We start from the raw sequence: 18,185 nt of genomic DNA on the forward strand, positions 1-18,185 counted from the left end.
GCGGTCGTCTACGGTCCTCCCGTGACCAATCGAAATGTGCGGATAGCCGACGAGGTCCGTGCCGAGGCGCTGCGGCAGGGCATCCCCGCCGCGGACGTCGACCGGTGGCTCGACCTCGCCCGCCCGTGCGCGCTGCTGACCCAGGACGGCGACGGCCCGGTGGCCGGCGCGGTCCGCGGTCCGGTGCTGCTTCCCGCCGGCGTCGAGGATCCGTGGTTCCCGCTGATCGCCACCATCGACTGTGCGGCCCTCCCCGCCGGGACGACCGACCTTCCTCTTCCCGCCGACGGCCGCCTGCTGCTGTTCGGCTGGCCGGAGGAGGACGGATTCGGCCAGGTGAAATACGTTCCGGCCGACGCCGTGGTCGAGGAACGGCAGCCCTACCCGCCGCCGTTCACACCCGACGAACGGGAGTACGCGGAGGTCTACGCCGAACTCCGGCCCGGCGACCTGCGCCTCACCGCGGACATCTCCCTGCCGTACGCGGCTGACATCCTTCCCGGACATCCCCACGCCGCAGCCCTGGCCGCGGTGTGGGAGAAGGTCCTGCTCGGCGTTCCGGACGGCGTCTTCGCCCACCGGGGACACCGGACCCCGCTGCTGATCGGCGGCTACGGCACCGACGACAACGGCCTGGACCCGGTCCAGGCGGTGATCCGATTCGACAGGGGAGACGAGGAGCCGGAGGAGGAGCCGGACACCGAGACGGCGAACCCCGACGGCTGGCTGCTGCTGGCCGAGTTCCACGGCGGCCGCCCGGGCGGCGCGACCATCTTCTGGATGATCCGCCGCGACGACCTGATAGAGCGCCGCTTCGACCAGGCCCGGACCCTCGTCGACTGGAACCCCTGACGCCTGTGCACCATACGGGCGTGCGTATCGAACGGTTCGAGTTCTCCGTCGAGGCCGTCGAGGCGGTCCCGGGCGGGTGGCGGCTGGCGGGCGAACCGGGCTATCACCCGCGGCACTGGGCGCAGCCGGGTGAGCGTTTCCGGCTCGCCCGCACCGAGCCCGGCCGGGAGCGACGCGAAGTGAACCTGGTCGTCGTGGAGCTCACCGAGTCGTACGCCATCGTGAGCGGCACCGGCGGTGACCTGCTGCGGCCGGCCGAGATCGTGTCCGGCGAGCGTACCGTCGCGGACCGCGTCGTGACCCGTCGGACACCGGTGGAAGCTGTCGCGCACCTGGCGGCGATCCTGGGTCTGCCACCCGCGGCCGATCATGCGGGTGACTGGTCGGCGGTGGAGGCCGAACTCGGTGTCACCCTGCCCGGCGACTACAAGGCGTTCATCGACGCCTACGGCCCGGGCTCGGTCGACGACCACCTTCAGGTGTGCGCCCCCGGCGCGCCCGAGGAGTGGGTGGATCTGGTCGAACACAACTCGTACGCCCACGAGTGCACCGGCCTGGAGTTCTTCGGACCGGGCAACTGGCGGCGGGAGTGGAGCATGGGCGACGCGTCGCGGTGGACCCCGGGCCGGGAGGACGTCCCCGCATGGTTCGAGCCCGGCGACGACCTGATCTCCTGGGGGCACACCGGGAACGGCGACTTCCTCTACTGGCATGTCCGACCGGGTGTGCCGCCGGACGACTGGCCGGTGGTGTTCAAGGAGCGGGGACCACTGTGGGAGCAGTACGGATCCGGATTCGCGACAGCGCTGGCCGACCTGCTGACCGGCGTCCTCCAGTCCTGGTACTTGAGCAGCCGGCTCGGCGGTCCGCACTCCTACGACCGCTGAGCTTGCCGTTCAACCTCCGGCTCCGACCTGACGCCCCCGCGGACCAGTCCGCTGCGTCGTTCAGGGCGGCTAGGGGGAGTGCCGGCGATCGAGCGGGTGCGGGTCGCGACAAGCCACGACCGCGCGTTGTCTGCGGCATGAGAGCGAGCCCGCGAATATGCCTCGCGTGGCTGCGGCCGTGGCGGCGATTGTCCTGTTCGCGCGACGGGCGAAGGCAGATGGGAAAGTCCGCCATGCCGAGGCTTAACCGGTCGACATCAGCATCGGTGGCGCTGTGCCGCTTCGACATCGAGCACACCCTCCGCCTGCTCGAGCAGATGCTCGGCTGGAGCGCCCCGCAGCTACGCGAGCCGGCCTCGATGGCCTCCATCCCGGCAGTCAACCGCCTGGCGGCAGCCCCTTGCCGGTGGCGCCCTTGCCGGTGGCGGCACCGGCAAGGGCGCGGGCCCGGAGGTGCAGCGCTGTGGTGCCGGCGCGACCTCCGGGACACCGGACGGGATACGAAACTCAGGAGAGCCGGCGGATCTCGCCGTAGGCGCGGTAGAAGCCGCCCCGGGAGGCCTCGCGGATGCCGGTGACGACGTAACGGGTGCCGCTCTGGCGGATGCCCTTGGGGAACTGCACCTGCCAGTCGGAGTGGTAGCCCGAGGTGACCACACGGATGCGCAGGCGGCCGGACTCCTCGACGCACTCGACGACGATGCCGTCGGCCGGGTCGTGGACGACCTCGACGGTGGTGGAGGGGGCCACCTCGGCCATCCGGGGCGGGGCCTTGACGTCGACGGCGACCGGGACGGTGCCGCCGACCGCCGACTGGATCGCCTGCTCGCTGGCGTCGATGCAGGCCAGGGAGCCGTCGGTGGTGACGATGTAGAGGCGCTCGTTGTGGTATTGCATCGAGTAGGCGGAGCCGCAGCCGGTGGAGAGTTTCCACAGGCGGGTGCCGGCGGCGTCGAAGCAGTAGACGGACGACGAGCTGTCGCCGGCGAAGATGTAGCGTCCGTCGGCGGCCGCGGCGCAGGAGAACACGGCGGCGTCGCACCGGTAGGTCTGGCGGTGGCTGCCGTCCTTGCCGAGCTCGACGACCTGGTTGGCGGACGTGCCGGCGTAGACGGTGTCGCGTTCCTGCCAGCCGAACAGGACCGAGCCGCGGGTGCCGGTGTTCCACAGCTCCTGGCCGGTGCGCCAGTCGTAGCTGGTGACACCCGCGCTGTGGCCGTGGTGGACGGCGTTGTCGTCGCAGCGCACCATCCACGCCGACGTGCCGCGGCCGGGCCGTTGCCACAGGAACTCGTCCTCGTGGTCGATGGCGGCGATGCCGCCGTTCGCGTCCGAGACGCCCAGGACACCGTCGTGGATGTCCAGCCAGTAGATGTCGATCTCGGGGGCGATCCGGTATGCCAGGCGCGGCACCTTGCCGGACAGGTCGTAGACGTTGCCGTCGTCGCATCCGGCGTAGATCCAGCGGTCGTCGGCGACGATGCACTTGACGCCGTCCGGGAGGCGGAACTGCTGCTGCACCTCGGCCTGGTGGCTGAGCGTGGTGATCAGCCCGGCCTCGTTGCCGACCATGCAGACGTCGTCGTCGACGAACACCCCGAACGCGGGGCTGCCGGACTTGTAACGCCACAGGACGGGGGCCCGCTTGGCCGTGGACCGGGTGCTGACGATCTGCCGACGGGTGATGGAACGGGGCTGCCGCTGACCGATGACGGCAGGTGCGTACCCCTTGCGGACCTTTTCTCCGATCTTCTTGGACGCCTCGGCGCGTGCCTTGTCCTCGGTGGCGTAGGACGACTGCTTGACCTGGCCGCGGTCACCGATGCGTCCGTAGCGGACGGTCAGGTCGGTGCCGTCGATGGTCACCTCGTAGAACTTGTGGGCGCTTCCACTGTCCTGGGAGAGCTCGAGGTACGTCGTGTCGGCCGGCATCCGGGCCACCTTTCGGCAGGAGGGGGAACGACGCAGAACATAGCGAGGGGGTACGACATTCTCACGCGGCCGGGTCCGGAAGGGGCAGGACGGCCAGGACGGCGTACGTGCCGTCGTCGCCCATGCCGCAGGTCAGCCGACCGCCGACCGCCTCCGCGCGTTCCCGCATGCCGGTCATCCCGTGCCCGGTGCCCTCGCCGCGGTGTCCGGGCCGGGCCGGGTTGACGACGGTGATCCGCAGGTACGTGTCGCCGTGGTCGAACACCACGTCGGCCTGCCGGGCGGTGCCGTGTTTGCCGGCGTTGGTCAGTGCCTCCTGGACGATGCGGTACGCGGTGACGTCCACCGCCCCGGTCAGTGGCCGAGGTGTGCCGGTGCGTGTCACCCGGATGTCGTGCCCGGCCTGGCGGAAGCCGTCGATCAGGGCGTCCGCCTCGGCCAGTGACGGGGCCGGCCGCAGGCTGTCCGGCGGGTCGTCGTCGGCGCGCAGCAGCCCGACCGTGGCGCGCAGTTCGTCGAGGGCGGCCCGGCTGGTGTCGCGTATCCCGGCCAGTGCGTCCCGGGCCTTGTCCGGGTGCGCGTTCATCAGGTGGTGCGCCACCCCGGCCTGGGCGTTGACCAGGGTGATGTGGTGGGCGACCACGTCGTGCAGGTCGCGGGCGATCCGGATGCGTTCCTCGCGGACCCGCTGGCGGGCCTCCTGTTCGCGGGTCTGTTCGGCGAGGTCGGCCCGCTCCCGGATCTGGGCGAGCAGTGCCTGCCGGTCGCTGGAGGCCACCCCGAGGGCGACGGCGATCAGCACGTAGTTGGCCGGGACCAGGTTGGCGATGTCGTACAGGCCGCCCGGCTGCCAGGGGATCGCGGCGGCGGTCAGGGCCACGGCGCCGATCGCCCCGGCGGTCCAGGAGATCCGGCGGCTCCGCAGCGTGGCCAGGGTGTAGAAGGCGACGACGGCGGCGACGTCGATCAGCACCAGGTGGCCCGCGACGAACGGCAGGGCGACGCCGGCGAGCAGCGTCACGACCGTGACGGCGACCGGCTGCCACAGGCGCAGCAGCAGCACGGTCGCACCGGTCAGGATCACGATCAGCTGGCTGTCGTTGGGCTTGCGCAGCAGTTCTCCGCGCTGGTACGCGACCGTCGCCATCATGATCATGATGACCAGCAACGGCGGCACCCAGACGCGCCACGCGAACCGCCCGGTGCTGATCACCTGTTGCCCGCCCGGACCAGACCGTTCTCGTACGCGAAGATCACCAGCTGAGCGCGATCGCGGGCACCGGTCTTCATCATCGCCCGGTTGACGTGCGTCTTCGCCGTGGCGACGCTGATGGTCAGCCGGGCCGCGATCTCGGAGTTCGACAGCCCCGCACCCACCATCGCGGTGATCTCCCGTTCCCGGACGGTCAACTCGCCCAGCGCAGCGGCGACGGCCACCTGCGCCGGATCGGGCTGGGCCAGGAAACGCCCGATCAGCGCGGTGGTGGCGCTCGGTGACAGCAGCGACTCGCCGGACGCCACGGTCCGGACCGCCTGCAGCAGGTCCGCGGGATCCACCCCCTTGCCGAGGAAACCGCTGGCACCGGCCCGCAGCGCCGCCACCACGAACTCGTCGGTCTCGAACGTGGTCAGGATCAGCACGCGTACCCCGGCAAGGTCGTCGTCCGCGCCGATCCGCCGGGTCGCCTCGATGCCGTCCATGTCCGGCATCCGGATGTCCATCAGTACGACGTCGGCGCGCGCCTCGCGGGCCAGCGCCAGGGCCTGCCCGCCGGTGGCGGCCTCGCCGACCACGTCGATGTCGGGTTCGGCGTCCAGCAGCAGGCGGAACGTCGCCCGCAACAGGGCCTGGTCGTCGGCGAGCAGCACTCGAATGGTCACGTGATCATTCTTCCGGGACAGGACCGCCCGGGTGTACGCGCACGGCGCATCCACCCGGGCGGCGGGGAACGGAGGTCAGCGGACGCCGGCGGTCGCGGGCTGCTCGGTGGCCGGCTCGGCCGGTCCCTCGATCGAGACGCGCGGGGTGACCCGGTCCGCCCAGCGCGGGTAGGACCAGTTGGCGCGGCCGATCACCCGCATCAGTGCCGGGATCAGCGTGAGGCGGACGATGAACGCGTCGATCAGCACCGCGATGCCCAGGCCGATGCCGATGCCGGAGACGATCCGCTCGCCGCTGAACCCGAAGGACGCGAACACGCAGAGCATGATGGTGGCCGCGGCGGCGATCACCTGGCTGGTCTCGGTCAGGCCGACCCGGATCGCCCGGCGGTTGTCCCGGGTGTGCGTCCACTCCTCGTGCATCCGGCTCACCAGGAACACCTGGTAGTCCATCGACAGGCCGAACACCACGCCGACGACCAGCACCGGGATCAGGTACATGATCGGGGCGCCGGATCCGACGCCGAGCAGCTCCGAGCCCCAGCCGAACTGGAAGATCGCGGTGACCGCCCCGAGGCCGACCATGATCGTCGCCAGGTTGCTGAGCGCCCCGACCAGCGGCACCAGGATGCTGCGGAACGCCACGGCCAGCAGCAGGAAGCCGAGCAGGGCGATCAGCCCGAGATACAGCGGGAGCCTACCCATCAGCGCGTCCGACATGTCGATGCTGGTCGCGGTGGTGCCGCCGACGTACACCCGCAGGTCCGTGCCGGTCTGCGCGGCGGGGATCACCTCGTCGCGCAGCCGGTGCACCAGATCGGCGGTCTCCTCGGTCTGCGCGCTGGTCCGCGGGATCACCGTCAGGACCGTCTTCCCGGCCGGTGCGACCGCGGCGACACCGGGAACAGTGGCCAGGGTCTTGGTGAGGGCGGTGAACGCGGTGGCGGCGGCCGGATCCGGCACCTCGGCGACGAGCAGCAGCGAAGCGTCGAAACCGTCGCCGAAAGCGGGCGCCATCAGATCGTGGTACGCGCGGGCCGGGGTGCCGGCCGGGTCGCTGGTGGCGTCGGCGTCCCCGACACGCATCATCGTGACCGGCGCGGCCAGCACCGCGATGACCAGCAGCGCCGCCGTCGCGGACCGCCACGGCGCCCGGTCGATCAGGCCGGCCCACCGGTAGGAGAGGCTGGGCCGGTGCGACGCGATCGGGTGGGCGCCCGCCGTCAGGGCGGCCCGCTGCCGCCGCGACAGCACCCGGTGCCCGAGCATCCCGAGCAGTGCCGGCAGGAGCGTGATCGCGGCCAGGATGGTGAACAGCACGGTCACCGCGGCGGCGCGGGCCATGCCGGTCAGGATGCCGAGCTGGACGACGAACATGCCGAGCAGGGCGACGATCACGGTGGCGCCGGCGAAGACGACGGCCCGGCCGGAGGTGTCCAGCGCGGCGGCGATGCTGTCGCGTACCGAACGGCCGGCGAGCAGGCCCTGCCGGTGCCGGTTGACGATGAACAGCGCGTAGTCGATGCCGACGCCCAGGCCGATCAGCGCGCCCATGGTCAGGCTGGTCGCGGCCAGGTCCACCGCGTGTGAGGCGATCATGACCAGCAGCAGGGAGGCGGCGACGCCGACGACGCCGGTGAGGATCGGCAGCGCGGCGGCCCAGCCGGACCGGAACATCCACACCAGGATCACCAGGGCGGCGACGATGCCGACCGCCTCGGTGCCGTGCGAGGCGCCGGGCTGCTCGGTGAACGCCTGCCCGCCGACCTCGACGTCGAAGTCCGCGCTGTCGTAGGCGAGCGCCGCCGCGGTCACCGCTGCGGTGTCGGCGTCCGCGGCGAGCGTGACCCGGGCGTAGGCGGTGTTCGTCGCGGTGCTGAGCTGACCGGACCCGGCCTTGTCGTAGGGGCTGACGACACCCTGCACACCGGGCAGGGCCTCGATGCGGGCGAGCATCCCGGCGACGTCCTTCTTGACGTTCGCGGCGTCGACGGCGGTACCGCCGGTGTGCCAGACGACGGTGCCGCTCTCCGTGTCCGCTCCTGCCTGGCCGGTCGACTCGGCGAGTAGCGCGTACGCGGTCGCCGACTCGCTGTCGGGCAGGTCGGCGGAGTCGGTGAAGGCGGTCCCGCCGGCGAGGGCGACGGCGGCCAGGGCCACCAGGGCGACGATCCAGCCCCCGGCGACGGCGAACCGCCGGCGGAAGCACCAGTGTGCGAGGGTCGACAAGACTGTGGCCTTTCAGGCGGTCGAGCAGGGCCTGATCAGCGTCTCGTCAGCGGGGGCCGGAATCGTCAACCCGCTGCGGTGATGCGGTGTACCGCGGTCGCGGTACGTCCCGGAGTTCCTCCCCGGACTCGAGCTCGCCGATGATCCCGGTGTCCTGCGTCAGGCCGGGGAAGTGCGGCAACGAGCGGCGGGGCTCGTACACCGGACCCTCCGCCCCGTGCTGTCCGCCCCGACTGACCGTCAGGACACCGGACACCTGCGGTAGCGGACCGGCGTACTCCACGGGGGTGAAACGCGATGTCACTTCCGGGGGAATCCGTGCCGGCTCGCCCGCCGCCCGGCCGTGCCCGGCCGGGCGGCGCAGCGGAGCCTCAGATCAGAGCGGCCGTCACGGTGATCGGGACGGCGGCGAGGGCGGCGGAGATCGGGCAGCCGGCCTTGGCGGTCTCGACGTGAGTGGCGAAGGCTTCGGCGGCGAGGCCCGGCACGCGCGCCTCGGTGGTCAGCGCGATGCCGGTGATCGCGGGACCGTCGCCGAGCGTCACGGCCGCGACGGTTCGCACGGAGTCGGCCGTGTGACCGGCGCCGGCGAGCACGTTGGCCAGGAACATGGAGAAGCAGGCGGCATGGGCCGCCGCGATGAGTTCTTCCGGATTGGTGCCGGCGCCGTCCTCGAAGCGGGAGGCGAACGTGTACGCGCTGTTCAGGGCGCCCGAGCCGAGGGCGATGTCGCCCGTACCGGACTTGAGGTCGCCGTTCCAGACAGCGCTGGAGGTACGAATGGTCATGCCCGTGAGGATCCGTTTCCACAGTTGCCATCCGGAAGTCCACCGAGTGCTCATTTCCGCCGCGGTGGATGCCACCCCGCGCGTGAGTACCGCGTGGGGTGGCATCCACCGCTACCTCGAGCCGGCCGGCGTACTGCTCGTGCGGACGGTCCGCATTCATTCCGGCGCCGTCACGTCTCTGGCTCCCGAGGTCAGCGGACCCCGAGCTTGAGGACTCTCGATCAGGCGGCGGGTGCGGTTCTGCGCCGGACCAGCAGCGCCACCACGGTGATGACGGCCAGCACGGTCAAGCCGGCCGCGGTGAGGAACGCAGCGCGGGCACCGGGCAGGAATGCCTCGGGGACGGCCCCGGCCGCGTACACCGAGACGATGACCGCGAGTCCCACCGCGCCGCCGAGCTGTTGGGAGGTCTGCATGAGACCGGATGCGGCGCCGGCGTCAGCCGGGGCGATTCCGCCGAGGATGAGCGAGGCGGCCGGCATGAAGGTCAGCCCGGCGGCGACACCGTTGAGCAACAGCGGCCCCAGGACAGCGGTCGCGTAGCCGTCGGTGTCGCCGACGGCGCTGAGCCAGGCGTAGCTGGCGGTGAGCCCCAGGCAGCCGATGACAAGCAGCGGTGTCTGCCCGAATCGCCCCACCAGCCGTGGCGTGAACCGCGACATCGCGAAGATCCCGGCGGTCATCGGCACGAACGCCAGGCCGGCGGCGAGCGGCGTGAAGTCCAGCTCACGCTGGAGATACTGCACGACCAAGAAGAAGATGGACATCTGGCCGCCGAAGACCAGCGTGGAGACGATCAAGCCGGTGACCCGCCGCCGGTCACGCAGCAGAGCGGGCCGCAGCAGGGGGTGATCCACGCGGCGTTCCGTCACGATCAGAACCAGCAGCAGGATCGCACCGGCGACCAGGCCGCCGACTACGCTCGGCGAGGTCCAGCCGCGCTCGGGCGCTTGGATCAGAGCCCAGACGGCGCCGGTAGCGGCGCCGGTCGCGGTGATCGCACCGAGGACGTCGAATCGTCCCGGCGACCCGGGGACGGCGTTGACGAGCCGCGGCACCAGCACCAGCACCACTACGCCGATCGGCACGTTGACGAACATCGTCCAGCGCCATGAGCCGTACTCGGTGAGCACCCCGCCCAGTACGAGGCCGAGGGTGCCGCCGCCGACGCCGACCGCGGAGAAGAGCGCGAGGGCCCGGCGCCGCGCCGCTTCGTCCGGGGCGCTGACGGTGAGCAGCGCCAGAACCGCGGGAGCGGCCAGCGCCGCACCGGCGCCCTGCACGGCACGGGCGGCGATCAGCCAGCCGGGAGCGGGGGCCAGTCCGCCGGCCAGTGAGGCGAGGGTGAAGAAGGCGACGCCGATGATGAAGGCGCGCCGGCGGCCGAGGACGTCACCGAGGCGGCCGCCCAGCAGCAGCAGGCCACCGAAGGCGAGCGCGTATCCGTTGACCACCCATGACAGGGTTGCCGGCACGAAGCCCAAGCCGGTGCCGATGCGTGGCAGCGCCACGTTGATGATGGTCGTGTCGAGCACGAACATGAGCTGTGCGAGCAGCATGAGGGCCATGCCGCCGGTCAGGTGCCGGGCCGGCACGGCAGCGGTGTTCGCCTGCGGTGTCCCGGTGTCGTTGAGCGAGGTGCTCACTTGTTTGCACTCCCTGTGCTGTGCCGCCCGCCCGCGCCGTTCGGTTCGCGGGTCCGGGCATGCGGAATCGATCGAGGGCAGGACTGCCCTAGACTGGAAGTGGAGGCGCCACCACTTAGTCTCAGCATAAGTGGGGGCGCCCCCACTTATCCAGTGAGGGGGTCTGAAACACCGGTGGCCAGGAGCACAGAACGCCCGTTACGGGCTGACGCACAGCGCAACCGCGAGCGGATCCTGTCGGCGGCGGTTCGCATCTTCACCGAGGAGGGACTCGGCACCCACCTGGAGCGCATCGCCAAAGAGGCGGGCGTCGGCAGCGCCACCCTCTACCGCAACTTCCCGACCCGGGAGGCGCTGATCGCGGCCGCCTACCACAACGAACTGACCCGGCTCTGCGCCGCCGCCCCCGCATTACTGGCGGACCATCCCCCGAAGGACGCGCTGCGCGCGTGGATGAGCCGATTGATCGAATACACCACTGCCAAATTCGGGATGGCCGACGCCCTGCGCGCCGTGGTGGACTCCGGAGTCAACCCGTATGCGGACAGCCCCAACCAGATCATGGCCGCGATCGAGTCCCTGCTCGCCGCCGGAGCAGCCCGGCCGGATGTCACCGCCGCCGAGGTCTTCACCCTGCTGACCGGCATCGCCCTCGCCCTCGACCGATCCGGTGAACCCGGCCAGGCCGAACGCCTGCTCGACCTGGCCCTGATCGGCCTGACCGCCGAACAGGCGTCCTGACCCGTTCCCGCTGCCGGATCCGGGTCAGTGCACCGGGCCGAGACCGGCACGGCGCCGGCGCGGCGACATCGCGCCGCGCCGGGTCAACTCCTCAGCCGTGCTCTGGTCATGCGCCGCCGGATGTGGAAGCACCGCGCCTCTCCTGCGGTGGTGAGCACATCCGGCCTCGTGTTCGGACACTCCGCCGGGTGACGGTGTGGACTGTTTGCCGCGCCTGTGCCGCAGCGATCGGCGCGACCGCGGGCCGCAGCCCAGGAGGACCGACGATGAACCCACGTACTGCTCATGGATACTTGCCCGCCGCGGTCTGTGCGGGCATGGTGCTGCTGGCCGGCTGTGCTGCAGGCGAGCCCGCCGCGGCGCCCGCGGGCAACGCCGCAGCGCCTGCGGGCAGCTTCGCAGCGCCCGTGGGCAGCTCCGCTGCGTCCCCGCCGGCCGCGGAGAGCGACTGCCGGTCCAGCGACCTCTCCGCCGCTCTCGGCACGCCCGAGACGGGCCAGCTCAGTGATGTCGCCGTGGGCTCGATGAGGGTCGTGCTGACCAACCGCTCGGCCGCGACCTGCTTCGTCGCGGGCGGCATCTCCGGCCGGCTGGAGGGCCCGGCCACCCGCCGATGGGCGGCGTCACTCGACCTGCCACTCGACGGTGAGGCCGGCGAGGTGCGCATCCCTGCAGGCCAGGCTGCGGAGGCCGTGCTCGTCTACCTGGACGGAACCGACAGCGAGCAGCCCTGGGACCCGGCCACGCTGCTCATCGCGGTACCCGGCGACCCGCAGCCGATCAGCGTGCCTTGGCCATCCGGCGAGAGCGTGCTGCAGGGCACGGCAGCCGTCTCCGGCGACATGGCGGTGAACAGGTTCCAGCCGCTCACGGTCGCCGCGAACTGAGCAGACGCCGATGATCACGTCACGAGAATCGAGCAACGAATGACCTGACCGATGAACAGCCCTGTGGTGCAAGGTGACGCCTGACCTCAGCATCAGACGGGAACACCGGGACATCGATGATCAACACATGGGCTGAGTGGCTCGCCCCGGGCGGCCGGGGAGACCGTCGTGCGACGATCTCCCCGATCCGCTCAGTTCTGTGCCGCGGCCCGCATCGTGTACGTGTCCATGACCGTCTCGAAGTGCACCGGCACACCGTCACGCAACCGCCACACGTGAACGAAACGGGTCGCCATCACCTTGCCCGTCGCCAGGCTCCGCCCCCGGTAGTGTCCCAGCGCGACGACGACGTCTCCGGCGGGCACGATCTCGGCCGGGTCGACGACGAAGCCGTCCCACTCGGCGGTGAAGCGGGCGAAGACGTTGTTCAGAACCTCGTCCCGGCCGCGGTAGGTGCCACCGTAGTGCAGCCCCTCCGGCACCACCCAGGCGATGTTCGGAGACAGGCCGGCCAGGAGCGCCGGGACGTCCCCACGGCCCAGCGCCGCATAGAGATCGGCCACGACATCAACGGGAGCAGTCTGCTCGTGCATGGTTTCCCCTTACTGGAAGTGCGATGTGCGGATCCATGGTCGGTCCGGGCCGTCCGCGCCACATCGGTCGTGCGACCTATCGCCGGGGGTGGCCCGCTGATGCGGACCATCAGGGTGGCCGAGGTGCTGGCGGCGCTCTCCTTGACCACCGACCTCGCCACCGGCATGGACTTCGAGAAGGGGCTGCGTACCTGCGTGGTGGCGACGGCGCTGGCCCGCGGCTGGTCCGCCGACCCCCGTGTGGTGCGCGCGGTGTTCGAGACCGCGCTGCTGCGGTCGGTGGGGTGCACGTCGTACGCGCCGGAGCTGTCTGAGCTCTTCGGGGACGACGTCGCCTTCCAGGCCTACCTGAAACGGCTCGACGTCGGCGACGAGGTGGTGTTCGCCCGGCAACTGGCCACCTTCGGGCAATGGGCCGGCACGGCGTCCACCGGTCTGGCCCGCACCTTCGTCGACGTGCTGCCGACGGCGGGCGTGCAGGCCATGCGCAACGGATGCGAGACCAGCCGTGCTCTCGGCGTGGAGTTCGGTCTGCTCCCGGAGTCGGTCGCCGCGCTCGACGACGTCTACGAACGATGGGACGGCCTCGGCATCCCCGACGGCCGGGCCGGAACCGAAGTGTCGGCGGCCGCCCGCATCGTCCACGTTGCTGAGCAGGCCGTACTCGCCCACGCCGGAGGCGGTGTCAGCGCCGCGATCGACGAGGTGAGCCGGCGGTCGGGCGGGCACCTGGACCCGGAGATGGCTCAGGTGTTCGTCGCCGGCGCCGCGAGCCTGCTGGCTGCGCTGAACGGTCCGGACTCCATCGCCGCCGTCCTGCAGGCCGAGCCTGAGCCGCACGTGACCGTCCCCTTCGGGTCGGTGCCGAGGCTCGCGGAGTCCCTGGCCCGGGTCGTCGATCTCAAGAGCAGGTGGCTGCTCGGGCACAGCCGGCACGTGGCCGACCTCGCCGAAGCAGCGGGCCGGGTGGCGAGGCTGGAAACGGACGAACTGGCCCTCTTGCGGAGCGCCGCGCTGCTGCACGACATCGGCCGGGTCGGCATACCGGCCGGGATCTGGGACCGGCCCGGCGGGCTGAGCCTCGCCGAGAGCGAGAAGATCCGCCTGCACACCTATTGGACGCACCGGATCCTGTCCCGGGTACCGGCGCTCGCCCATCTGGCCCCGATCGCGTCGGCACACCACGAACGTGGGGACGGTCACGGCTACCACCGGGGGGACAACGCCAGGGCTCTGCCGCTGCCCGCGCGGATCATCGGCGCGGCGGACATGCTGGCGGCGTTGACCGAACCCCGGGCGCACCGGCCCGCGTACCCGCTGGACGAGGCGGCGGCGTTGCTGATCCGTGACGCCGACGACGGCGGCGTGGATCCGGAGAGCGCTCGGCTGGTGATCGAAGCGATGGGTGTCCGGGCGCCACGCAGGCTGCTGCCCGCGGGACTTAGCGAGCGGGAGGTGCAGGTGCTGCGGCTGGCCGCCCGCGGGCTGCAGAACCGTCAGATCGGCACGGAGCTGTCGATCTCACCGCGGACGGTCGGGCACCACCTCGCCCACATCTACGACAAGACCGGGCGGCGTACGCGTGCCGGCATCGCGCTGTTCGGCATGGACCACGGCCTCCTGCCCTGACGCCTGGATGCAGGCGGCTGCTCCTGACCTGTCGAGTGAGCACCCGACACGTCGAGGCTGCCGGTGTTCGACGACGGAAGGAAGCAGTTGACCACCATCATCGATGTGACCGTGCCGGGCGATCCGGTGGGCGCATCCCTGCGGGGTGGGCGCACCGCGCCGCGCTGTTCACTGCGCCGAGACCGAGCAGGGTAGGGAAAGCCCCTCGTGGAGTCCTCGCTGGTCACCATGATCGGCCTGGTTCTGGGTGGATTCGCAGCGGGCGGTACCTTGCCGGCCGCGCTGTCGACCACCGGGGCGGTGTCCGGGGCCGCAGCCCTCGACCTGCCGTGGCTGCTGATCGCGACGGTGGTCCTGGTCGGGTTCCTGATCACCGGGACCGCCGGTGTGCTGACCACCTGGTCGGCGACCCTGGGCCGGCCGGTCGCTGTACTGGCCGCGCGGGAATGACCGCACCACGGCCGGTGGCCTCGAACCGGCTCCTGCCCGTGCCGCCATCGCCAGCAGGAGCGATCTGACTGCTCCGGCCATCGTCACCGTGGTGGCGGTGACGATCCTCCGAACTGCACGGCCGTTCCCCGCTGAGGCCCCGGCAGGGTGGTGTGGCCGGGGCCGCGGGGCCCCGGCCACGGGTCCTTCATCGACCGATGTGGTGTCCGCCCTCGGCGGGGATGATGGCACCGGTGGTCCAGCGGCTCTCGTCGGAGAGCAGGAACAGCGCGGCGCGGGCCATGTCGTCGGGCAGGGCGATCTGGTTCATCGGGGCCATGGCCGCGAGGTGTTCCTGGAAGTGGACCGGAAGCTGGTCCCACATCTCCGTGCGGGTGGAACCCGGTGCGAGCGCGTTGACCCGGATGTCGAAGGAGGCCAGTTCGAGCGCGGCGCTCTTGCTGAGACCGTTGACCGCCCACTTCGATGCCACGTACTCGGAGATGCCGGCGACGCCGACCATGCCTCCGATGGACGACACGTTGACGATCGAGCCGCCGCCGGCGGCGAGCAGGGCGGGGATCTCGTACTTCATGGACAGGAAGACGCCCTTGGCGTTGATGTCCATGATCCGGTCGTAGACGTCGGTGGGCTTCTCGTGCAGCGGTGTGCCGTCGCTGGTGATCCCGGCGGCGTTCAGCGCACCGTCGAGCCGGCCGAACCGGTCGACGGCGGTGGCGACCGCCGCCGCGACGGAGGCCTCGTCGGTGACGTCGAGCGGGACGGCGACCACCTCGTTGCCGGTCGCGGACAGTTCCTTCGCGAGTGCTTCGAGCCGGTCGGTGCGCCGGGCTCCGGCGATCACCCGGGCTCCTTCGGCGGCGAACCGGCGGGCGGCGGCCTCGCCCATACCGGCGGAGGCGCCGGTGATCAGGATGACTTTGCCCTCGAGCCGGCGGGCCTCGATGGTGATGGGCGCGGGGTGGTGGTTCGGGTGCGTGCTCATGGTCGGTTCTCCACAACGGTAGGAACAGCGGGAACGGGCGGACTGCAGGGCGTGGGCCGAGCGGCGGCGATGACCGCGGTGAACACCGCTCGGGTGTCGACGACCAGGGCCCGGTCGAACTCCTCGTCGGACTTCCCGGCCCGAGGATCGGGACCAGGACGTCGCGCCTGGTGCGGTCGGTTCATCGATGACGCTCCCTGACCTGTGCGGCCAAGGACTCGGCCGCTGCACCACTACCGTGCCGCCGCCCGGCCGGGGGCACGAGAGACCGCTTCTGCCTAGGATTGGCAGGGCGACGCTGATCAGCCCACGACGCGCGATGATCAGAGGGTGAACCACGACGAACTGGCCCGGTGCCTGCGCACCTGGCGAGACCGCGTTACCCCGGCGAGTGTCGGGCTGTCCACCAGCAACCTGCGGCGAGCACCCGGTCTGCGCCGCGAGGAGGTCGCCCACCTCGCCGGGGTGTCCGTCGACTACCTCGCCCGCCTCGAACAGGGCCGCGCCGGCAACCCGTCACCTTCGGTCCTGGAAGCCCTCGCACGGGCACTGCGGCTCAGCGATGACGAGAACGCTCACCTGTTTCACCTCGCCGGGCACGCCAACCCTCGTACCGCGGGCGTCAACCGGCACCTGACCCCAGGTGTCCAGCGCATGCTCGACCGTCTTGGCGACGTCCCCCTCATGGTCCTCGACGCCGCCTGGAACCTGGTTGCCGTCAACCCGCTCGGCGAAGCCCTGCTCGGCGACATGAAGGGTGAGACCGACCGTCAGCGCAACCTGTTGTGGCGCCACTTCACCGGCGGACCGACCCGGATCGTGGCCACCCCCGTACAGGATTCCGAATTCGAGACCGCCGCCGTCGCCGACCTGCGCGCCGCGGCCGGCCGCCACCCCGACGACAAACCACTCCGCACCCTGATCGCCGACCTGAGGCGTACCAGCGCACGCTTCGACGAACTCTGGCGGCACGGAATCGTGGCCCGCCACGCAGCGACCCGTAAGACCGTGCTCCACCCGCAGGTCGGAGCACTGACCCTCGACTGCGACGTCCTCACCGTCGAAGGCAGTGACCTGCGGATCGTGATCTACACCGCGGCCCCGGGTTCCGCCGATGCCCGTACCTTGAGCCTGCTCGGCACCATCGGCCTTCAGTCGTTCACCGAAGTGTCGTGACAGCTGATTTCGAGGGGTCTCCGGGCGGCTCACCATCGTCGCGGCCGAGCGGGTGCGCCGGCCGGTGGAGCACTTCGGCCTCGGCCCGGCGGCGGATCTAGACCGGAGCTGGACATCACCAGGCTCCCCGGTCTGCCCGGCAACGACTGGCTCGGGTGACGGAGAGACCCCCGACATATTGCATATCTATAGCTGTTGCAAGGAAGATGCAATAGTGTCGCGATCCTTGATGGAGGCTCACCTGCTGAGCCGCAGACCGCTCGACCTGGCCATCAGGAACTGATCGCCGCCGGGCACACCCACGCGAGACTAGCGAAAAGCCAGCCACAGGAGCATTCATGATCGACCTACTGCGTCGCTGGGACGCCCAGCAGACCGTCTACATCGAACAGCGCGACCGGGTGTACGACGTGATGTTCGACGTCCTCGCCCAGTTGTGCCCGGCACCCGAACTGACCGTCCTCGACCTGGCGTGCGGCCCCGGCGCGATCAGCGAGCGGTTCCTGCGCCGGTTCCCGCAGGGGCGTTCGGTGGCCGTGGACGTCGACCCGGTACTGCTCGCCATCGGCGAGGGCGCGCTCGGCGACCAGGACGGCAGGCTGCAATGGGTACGCGCGGACCTGCGCGAACCGTCCTGGGCCGGTGACCTGGGCACCTTCGACGCGGTACTGTCCAGCACCGCCCTGCACTGGCTGTCGCCGCCGGACCTGGCCGGCGTCTACCGGACCGCGGCCGGGCTGCTGCGGCCCGGCGGTGTGCTGATCAACGCCGACCACGTGCCGCTGCCGTCCGGTGGTCGCCTGCAGGCCGCCTGCAAGGCCATCGACGAGGCCCGCCAGCAGAGGGGCATCAATGCCGGGGCCGAGTCCTGGGCGGACTGGTGGGCGTCCGTCGAACAGCGCCCGGAGCTGGCCGAGGCCCTCGCCGAGCGCCGCAAGCTGTGGCCGGAGGGTTCGCGGGACTGGGCGGGGGCGAGCCTGGAGTTCCAGCGGGCGGCGCTGGGCGAGGCGGGCTTCAGCGAGGTCGACGTGGTCTTCCAGGACCTCGAAGAGCGGATCGTGGTGGCGATCCGCTGACCAGCGGGCCGGGGCGGGCCACCGTAGAAGCTTGGGAGAGGAGTTTCGCGTGCTCGATTTCTGGAGCGTCATCGGTGTTGATCAATCGTCCGCCGCGTTTCCGCGGTTACGGGCACCGGAAACAGCGAACCCCTGCGGGCGATTGATCAGCTGCCTGACTGCCGATCTCCGCAGGACGCCCCTGGACGTCTGAGCCGGGTGGCGTTCGCTCGCCGTGTGCCGGGCCTGCGTACCGTCATCAGATGCCTCCGTGGATACTCCGGCCTTCAGGCCGGAGAGGAAACGGACTCCTGCGGAGCAGGTCAGGGGTAGCCGATTCGCCGTCAAGGCGAACTCGGCGTCTACCCGCAGCCTGCCCGCAAGATCGGTTACAAACAAGCGTGCTAACATGTGAGGTATGTCCAAGCGCACGGTGAAGCGGGCTTTCAAGTTC

Annotated in this window: 17 protein-coding genes; 8 read left to right on the forward strand and 9 right to left on the reverse strand. The window is 71.0% G+C overall.

The window, feature by feature from the left end:
- Positions 1–21 precede the first annotated feature (21 nt).
- Together WH85_RS25105 and WH85_RS25110 are read left to right on the forward strand one after the other, a co-directional pair.
- On the forward strand, positions 22–852 hold the full coding sequence (locus WH85_RS25105; protein WP_045744446.1) for a YwqG family protein: 831 nt from the start codon (positions 22–24) through the stop codon (positions 850–852).
- Between the two features lie 20 nt (positions 853–872).
- On the forward strand, positions 873–1,739 hold the full coding sequence (locus WH85_RS25110) for an SMI1/KNR4 family protein (protein ID WP_245674082.1): 867 nt from the start codon (positions 873–875) through the stop codon (positions 1,737–1,739).
- 507 nt (positions 1,740–2,246) lie between these two features.
- On the opposite strand, the gene WH85_RS25115 is transcribed toward WH85_RS25110, so the two are convergent.
- From WH85_RS25115 to WH85_RS25145, 7 genes are all read right to left on the reverse strand, one after another.
- A complete protein-coding gene (locus WH85_RS25115) occupies positions 2,247–3,671 on the reverse strand; it encodes a WGR domain-containing protein (protein WP_045744473.1) in 1,425 nt (474 codons plus the stop codon).
- A 61-nt stretch (positions 3,672–3,732) separates the two neighbouring features.
- Positions 3,733–4,884 carry a sensor histidine kinase gene (locus WH85_RS25120; RefSeq protein ID WP_045744447.1) on the reverse strand — a complete coding sequence of 384 codons (1,152 nt, stop codon included), beginning with the start codon at positions 4,882–4,884 and terminating at the stop codon, positions 3,733–3,735.
- Positions 4,881–5,552: a response regulator gene (locus WH85_RS25125; RefSeq protein WP_045744448.1), complete on the reverse strand. Its 672-nt coding sequence runs from the start codon at positions 5,550–5,552 to the stop codon at positions 4,881–4,883. Before WH85_RS25125 ends, WH85_RS25120 begins: the two co-directional genes overlap by 4 nt.
- A 75-nt stretch (positions 5,553–5,627) precedes the next feature.
- Entirely contained in the window at positions 5,628–7,781 is a 2,154-nt protein-coding gene (locus tag WH85_RS25130; protein WP_045744449.1) for an MMPL family transporter, read from the reverse strand.
- A gap of 46 nt (positions 7,782–7,827) precedes the next feature.
- Positions 7,828–8,085, reverse strand: a complete 258-nt coding sequence (locus tag WH85_RS25135) for a hypothetical protein (protein ID WP_157411206.1) — start codon at positions 8,083–8,085, stop codon at positions 7,828–7,830.
- A gap of 67 nt (positions 8,086–8,152) precedes the next feature.
- On the reverse strand, positions 8,153–8,569 hold the full coding sequence (locus tag WH85_RS25140; RefSeq protein ID WP_045744451.1) for an OsmC family protein: 417 nt from the start codon (positions 8,567–8,569) through the stop codon (positions 8,153–8,155).
- 221 nt (positions 8,570–8,790) lie between these two features.
- Positions 8,791–10,215, reverse strand: a complete 1,425-nt coding sequence (locus WH85_RS25145; RefSeq protein WP_052720781.1) for an MFS transporter — start codon at positions 10,213–10,215, stop codon at positions 8,791–8,793.
- A gap of 174 nt (positions 10,216–10,389) precedes the next feature.
- Here WH85_RS25145 and WH85_RS25150 point away from each other — a divergent pair, with 174 nt between their 5' ends.
- Both WH85_RS25150 and WH85_RS25155 read left to right on the forward strand, forming a co-directional pair.
- Positions 10,390–10,956 (forward strand): TetR/AcrR family transcriptional regulator, encoded by a 567-nt coding sequence (locus tag WH85_RS25150; RefSeq protein WP_045744452.1) that lies wholly within the window; start codon positions 10,390–10,392, stop codon positions 10,954–10,956.
- Between the two features lie 266 nt (positions 10,957–11,222).
- Positions 11,223–11,843: a DUF4232 domain-containing protein gene (locus WH85_RS25155; protein ID WP_083449246.1), complete on the forward strand. Its 621-nt coding sequence runs from the start codon at positions 11,223–11,225 to the stop codon at positions 11,841–11,843.
- Positions 11,844–12,034: 191 nt separating this feature from the next.
- On the opposite strand, the gene WH85_RS25160 is transcribed toward WH85_RS25155, so the two are convergent.
- Positions 12,035–12,436 (reverse strand): nuclear transport factor 2 family protein, encoded by a 402-nt coding sequence (locus WH85_RS25160; protein WP_045744454.1) that lies wholly within the window; start codon positions 12,434–12,436, stop codon positions 12,035–12,037.
- Between the two features lie 99 nt (positions 12,437–12,535).
- Here WH85_RS25160 and WH85_RS25165 point away from each other — a divergent pair, with 99 nt between their 5' ends.
- Together WH85_RS25165 and WH85_RS25170 are read left to right on the forward strand one after the other, a co-directional pair.
- The gene (locus tag WH85_RS25165) at positions 12,536–14,065 is read left to right on the forward strand and encodes an HD domain-containing phosphohydrolase (RefSeq protein ID WP_045744455.1); all 1,530 of its coding nucleotides are present in this window, start codon (positions 12,536–12,538) and stop codon (positions 14,063–14,065) included.
- A gap of 207 nt (positions 14,066–14,272) precedes the next feature.
- Positions 14,273–14,515 (forward strand): hypothetical protein, encoded by a 243-nt coding sequence (locus tag WH85_RS25170; RefSeq protein ID WP_045744456.1) that lies wholly within the window; start codon positions 14,273–14,275, stop codon positions 14,513–14,515.
- Positions 14,516–14,702: 187 nt separating this feature from the next.
- Here the strand turns inward: WH85_RS25170 and WH85_RS25175 are convergent, their stop codons facing one another.
- Positions 14,703–15,500, reverse strand: a complete 798-nt coding sequence (locus WH85_RS25175) for an SDR family NAD(P)-dependent oxidoreductase (protein ID WP_045744457.1) — start codon at positions 15,498–15,500, stop codon at positions 14,703–14,705.
- A 330-nt stretch (positions 15,501–15,830) separates the two neighbouring features.
- Between WH85_RS25175 and WH85_RS25180 the strand changes: the two genes are divergently transcribed.
- Both WH85_RS25180 and WH85_RS25185 read left to right on the forward strand, forming a co-directional pair.
- The gene (locus WH85_RS25180; RefSeq protein ID WP_045744458.1) at positions 15,831–16,676 is read left to right on the forward strand and encodes a helix-turn-helix transcriptional regulator; all 846 of its coding nucleotides are present in this window, start codon (positions 15,831–15,833) and stop codon (positions 16,674–16,676) included.
- 338 nt (positions 16,677–17,014) lie between these two features.
- Positions 17,015–17,752 carry a class I SAM-dependent methyltransferase gene (locus tag WH85_RS25185; RefSeq protein WP_045744459.1) on the forward strand — a complete coding sequence of 246 codons (738 nt, stop codon included), beginning with the start codon at positions 17,015–17,017 and terminating at the stop codon, positions 17,750–17,752.
- Positions 17,753–18,185: the final 433 nt, after the last annotated feature.

This window comes from Actinoplanes rectilineatus, assembly GCF_000962825.1.
Classification (GTDB): domain Bacteria; phylum Actinomycetota; class Actinomycetes; order Mycobacteriales; family Micromonosporaceae; genus Actinoplanes; species Actinoplanes rectilineatus.

What these genes read in the sequence shown, in the direction of transcription:
- WH85_RS25155 (WP_083449246.1), top strand. Translation starts at nt 11,223, where the DNA reads ATGAACCCACGTACTGCTCATGGATACTTGCCCGCCGCGGTCTGTGCG.
- WH85_RS25165 (WP_045744455.1), top strand. Translation starts at nt 12,536, where the DNA reads ATGCGGACCATCAGGGTGGCCGAGGTGCTGGCGGCGCTCTCCTTGACC.
- WH85_RS25185 (WP_045744459.1), top strand. Translation starts at nt 17,015, where the DNA reads ATGATCGACCTACTGCGTCGCTGGGACGCCCAGCAGACCGTCTACATC.
- WH85_RS25175 (WP_045744457.1), bottom strand. Translation starts at nt 15,500, where the DNA reads ATGAGCACGCACCCGAACCACCACCCCGCGCCCATCACCATCGAGGCC.
- WH85_RS25160 (WP_045744454.1), bottom strand. Translation starts at nt 12,436, where the DNA reads ATGCACGAGCAGACTGCTCCCGTTGATGTCGTGGCCGATCTCTATGCG.
- WH85_RS25140 (WP_045744451.1), bottom strand. Translation starts at nt 8,569, where the DNA reads ATGACCATTCGTACCTCCAGCGCTGTCTGGAACGGCGACCTCAAGTCC.
- WH85_RS25115 (WP_045744473.1), bottom strand. Translation starts at nt 3,671, where the DNA reads ATGCCGGCCGACACGACGTACCTCGAGCTCTCCCAGGACAGTGGAAGC.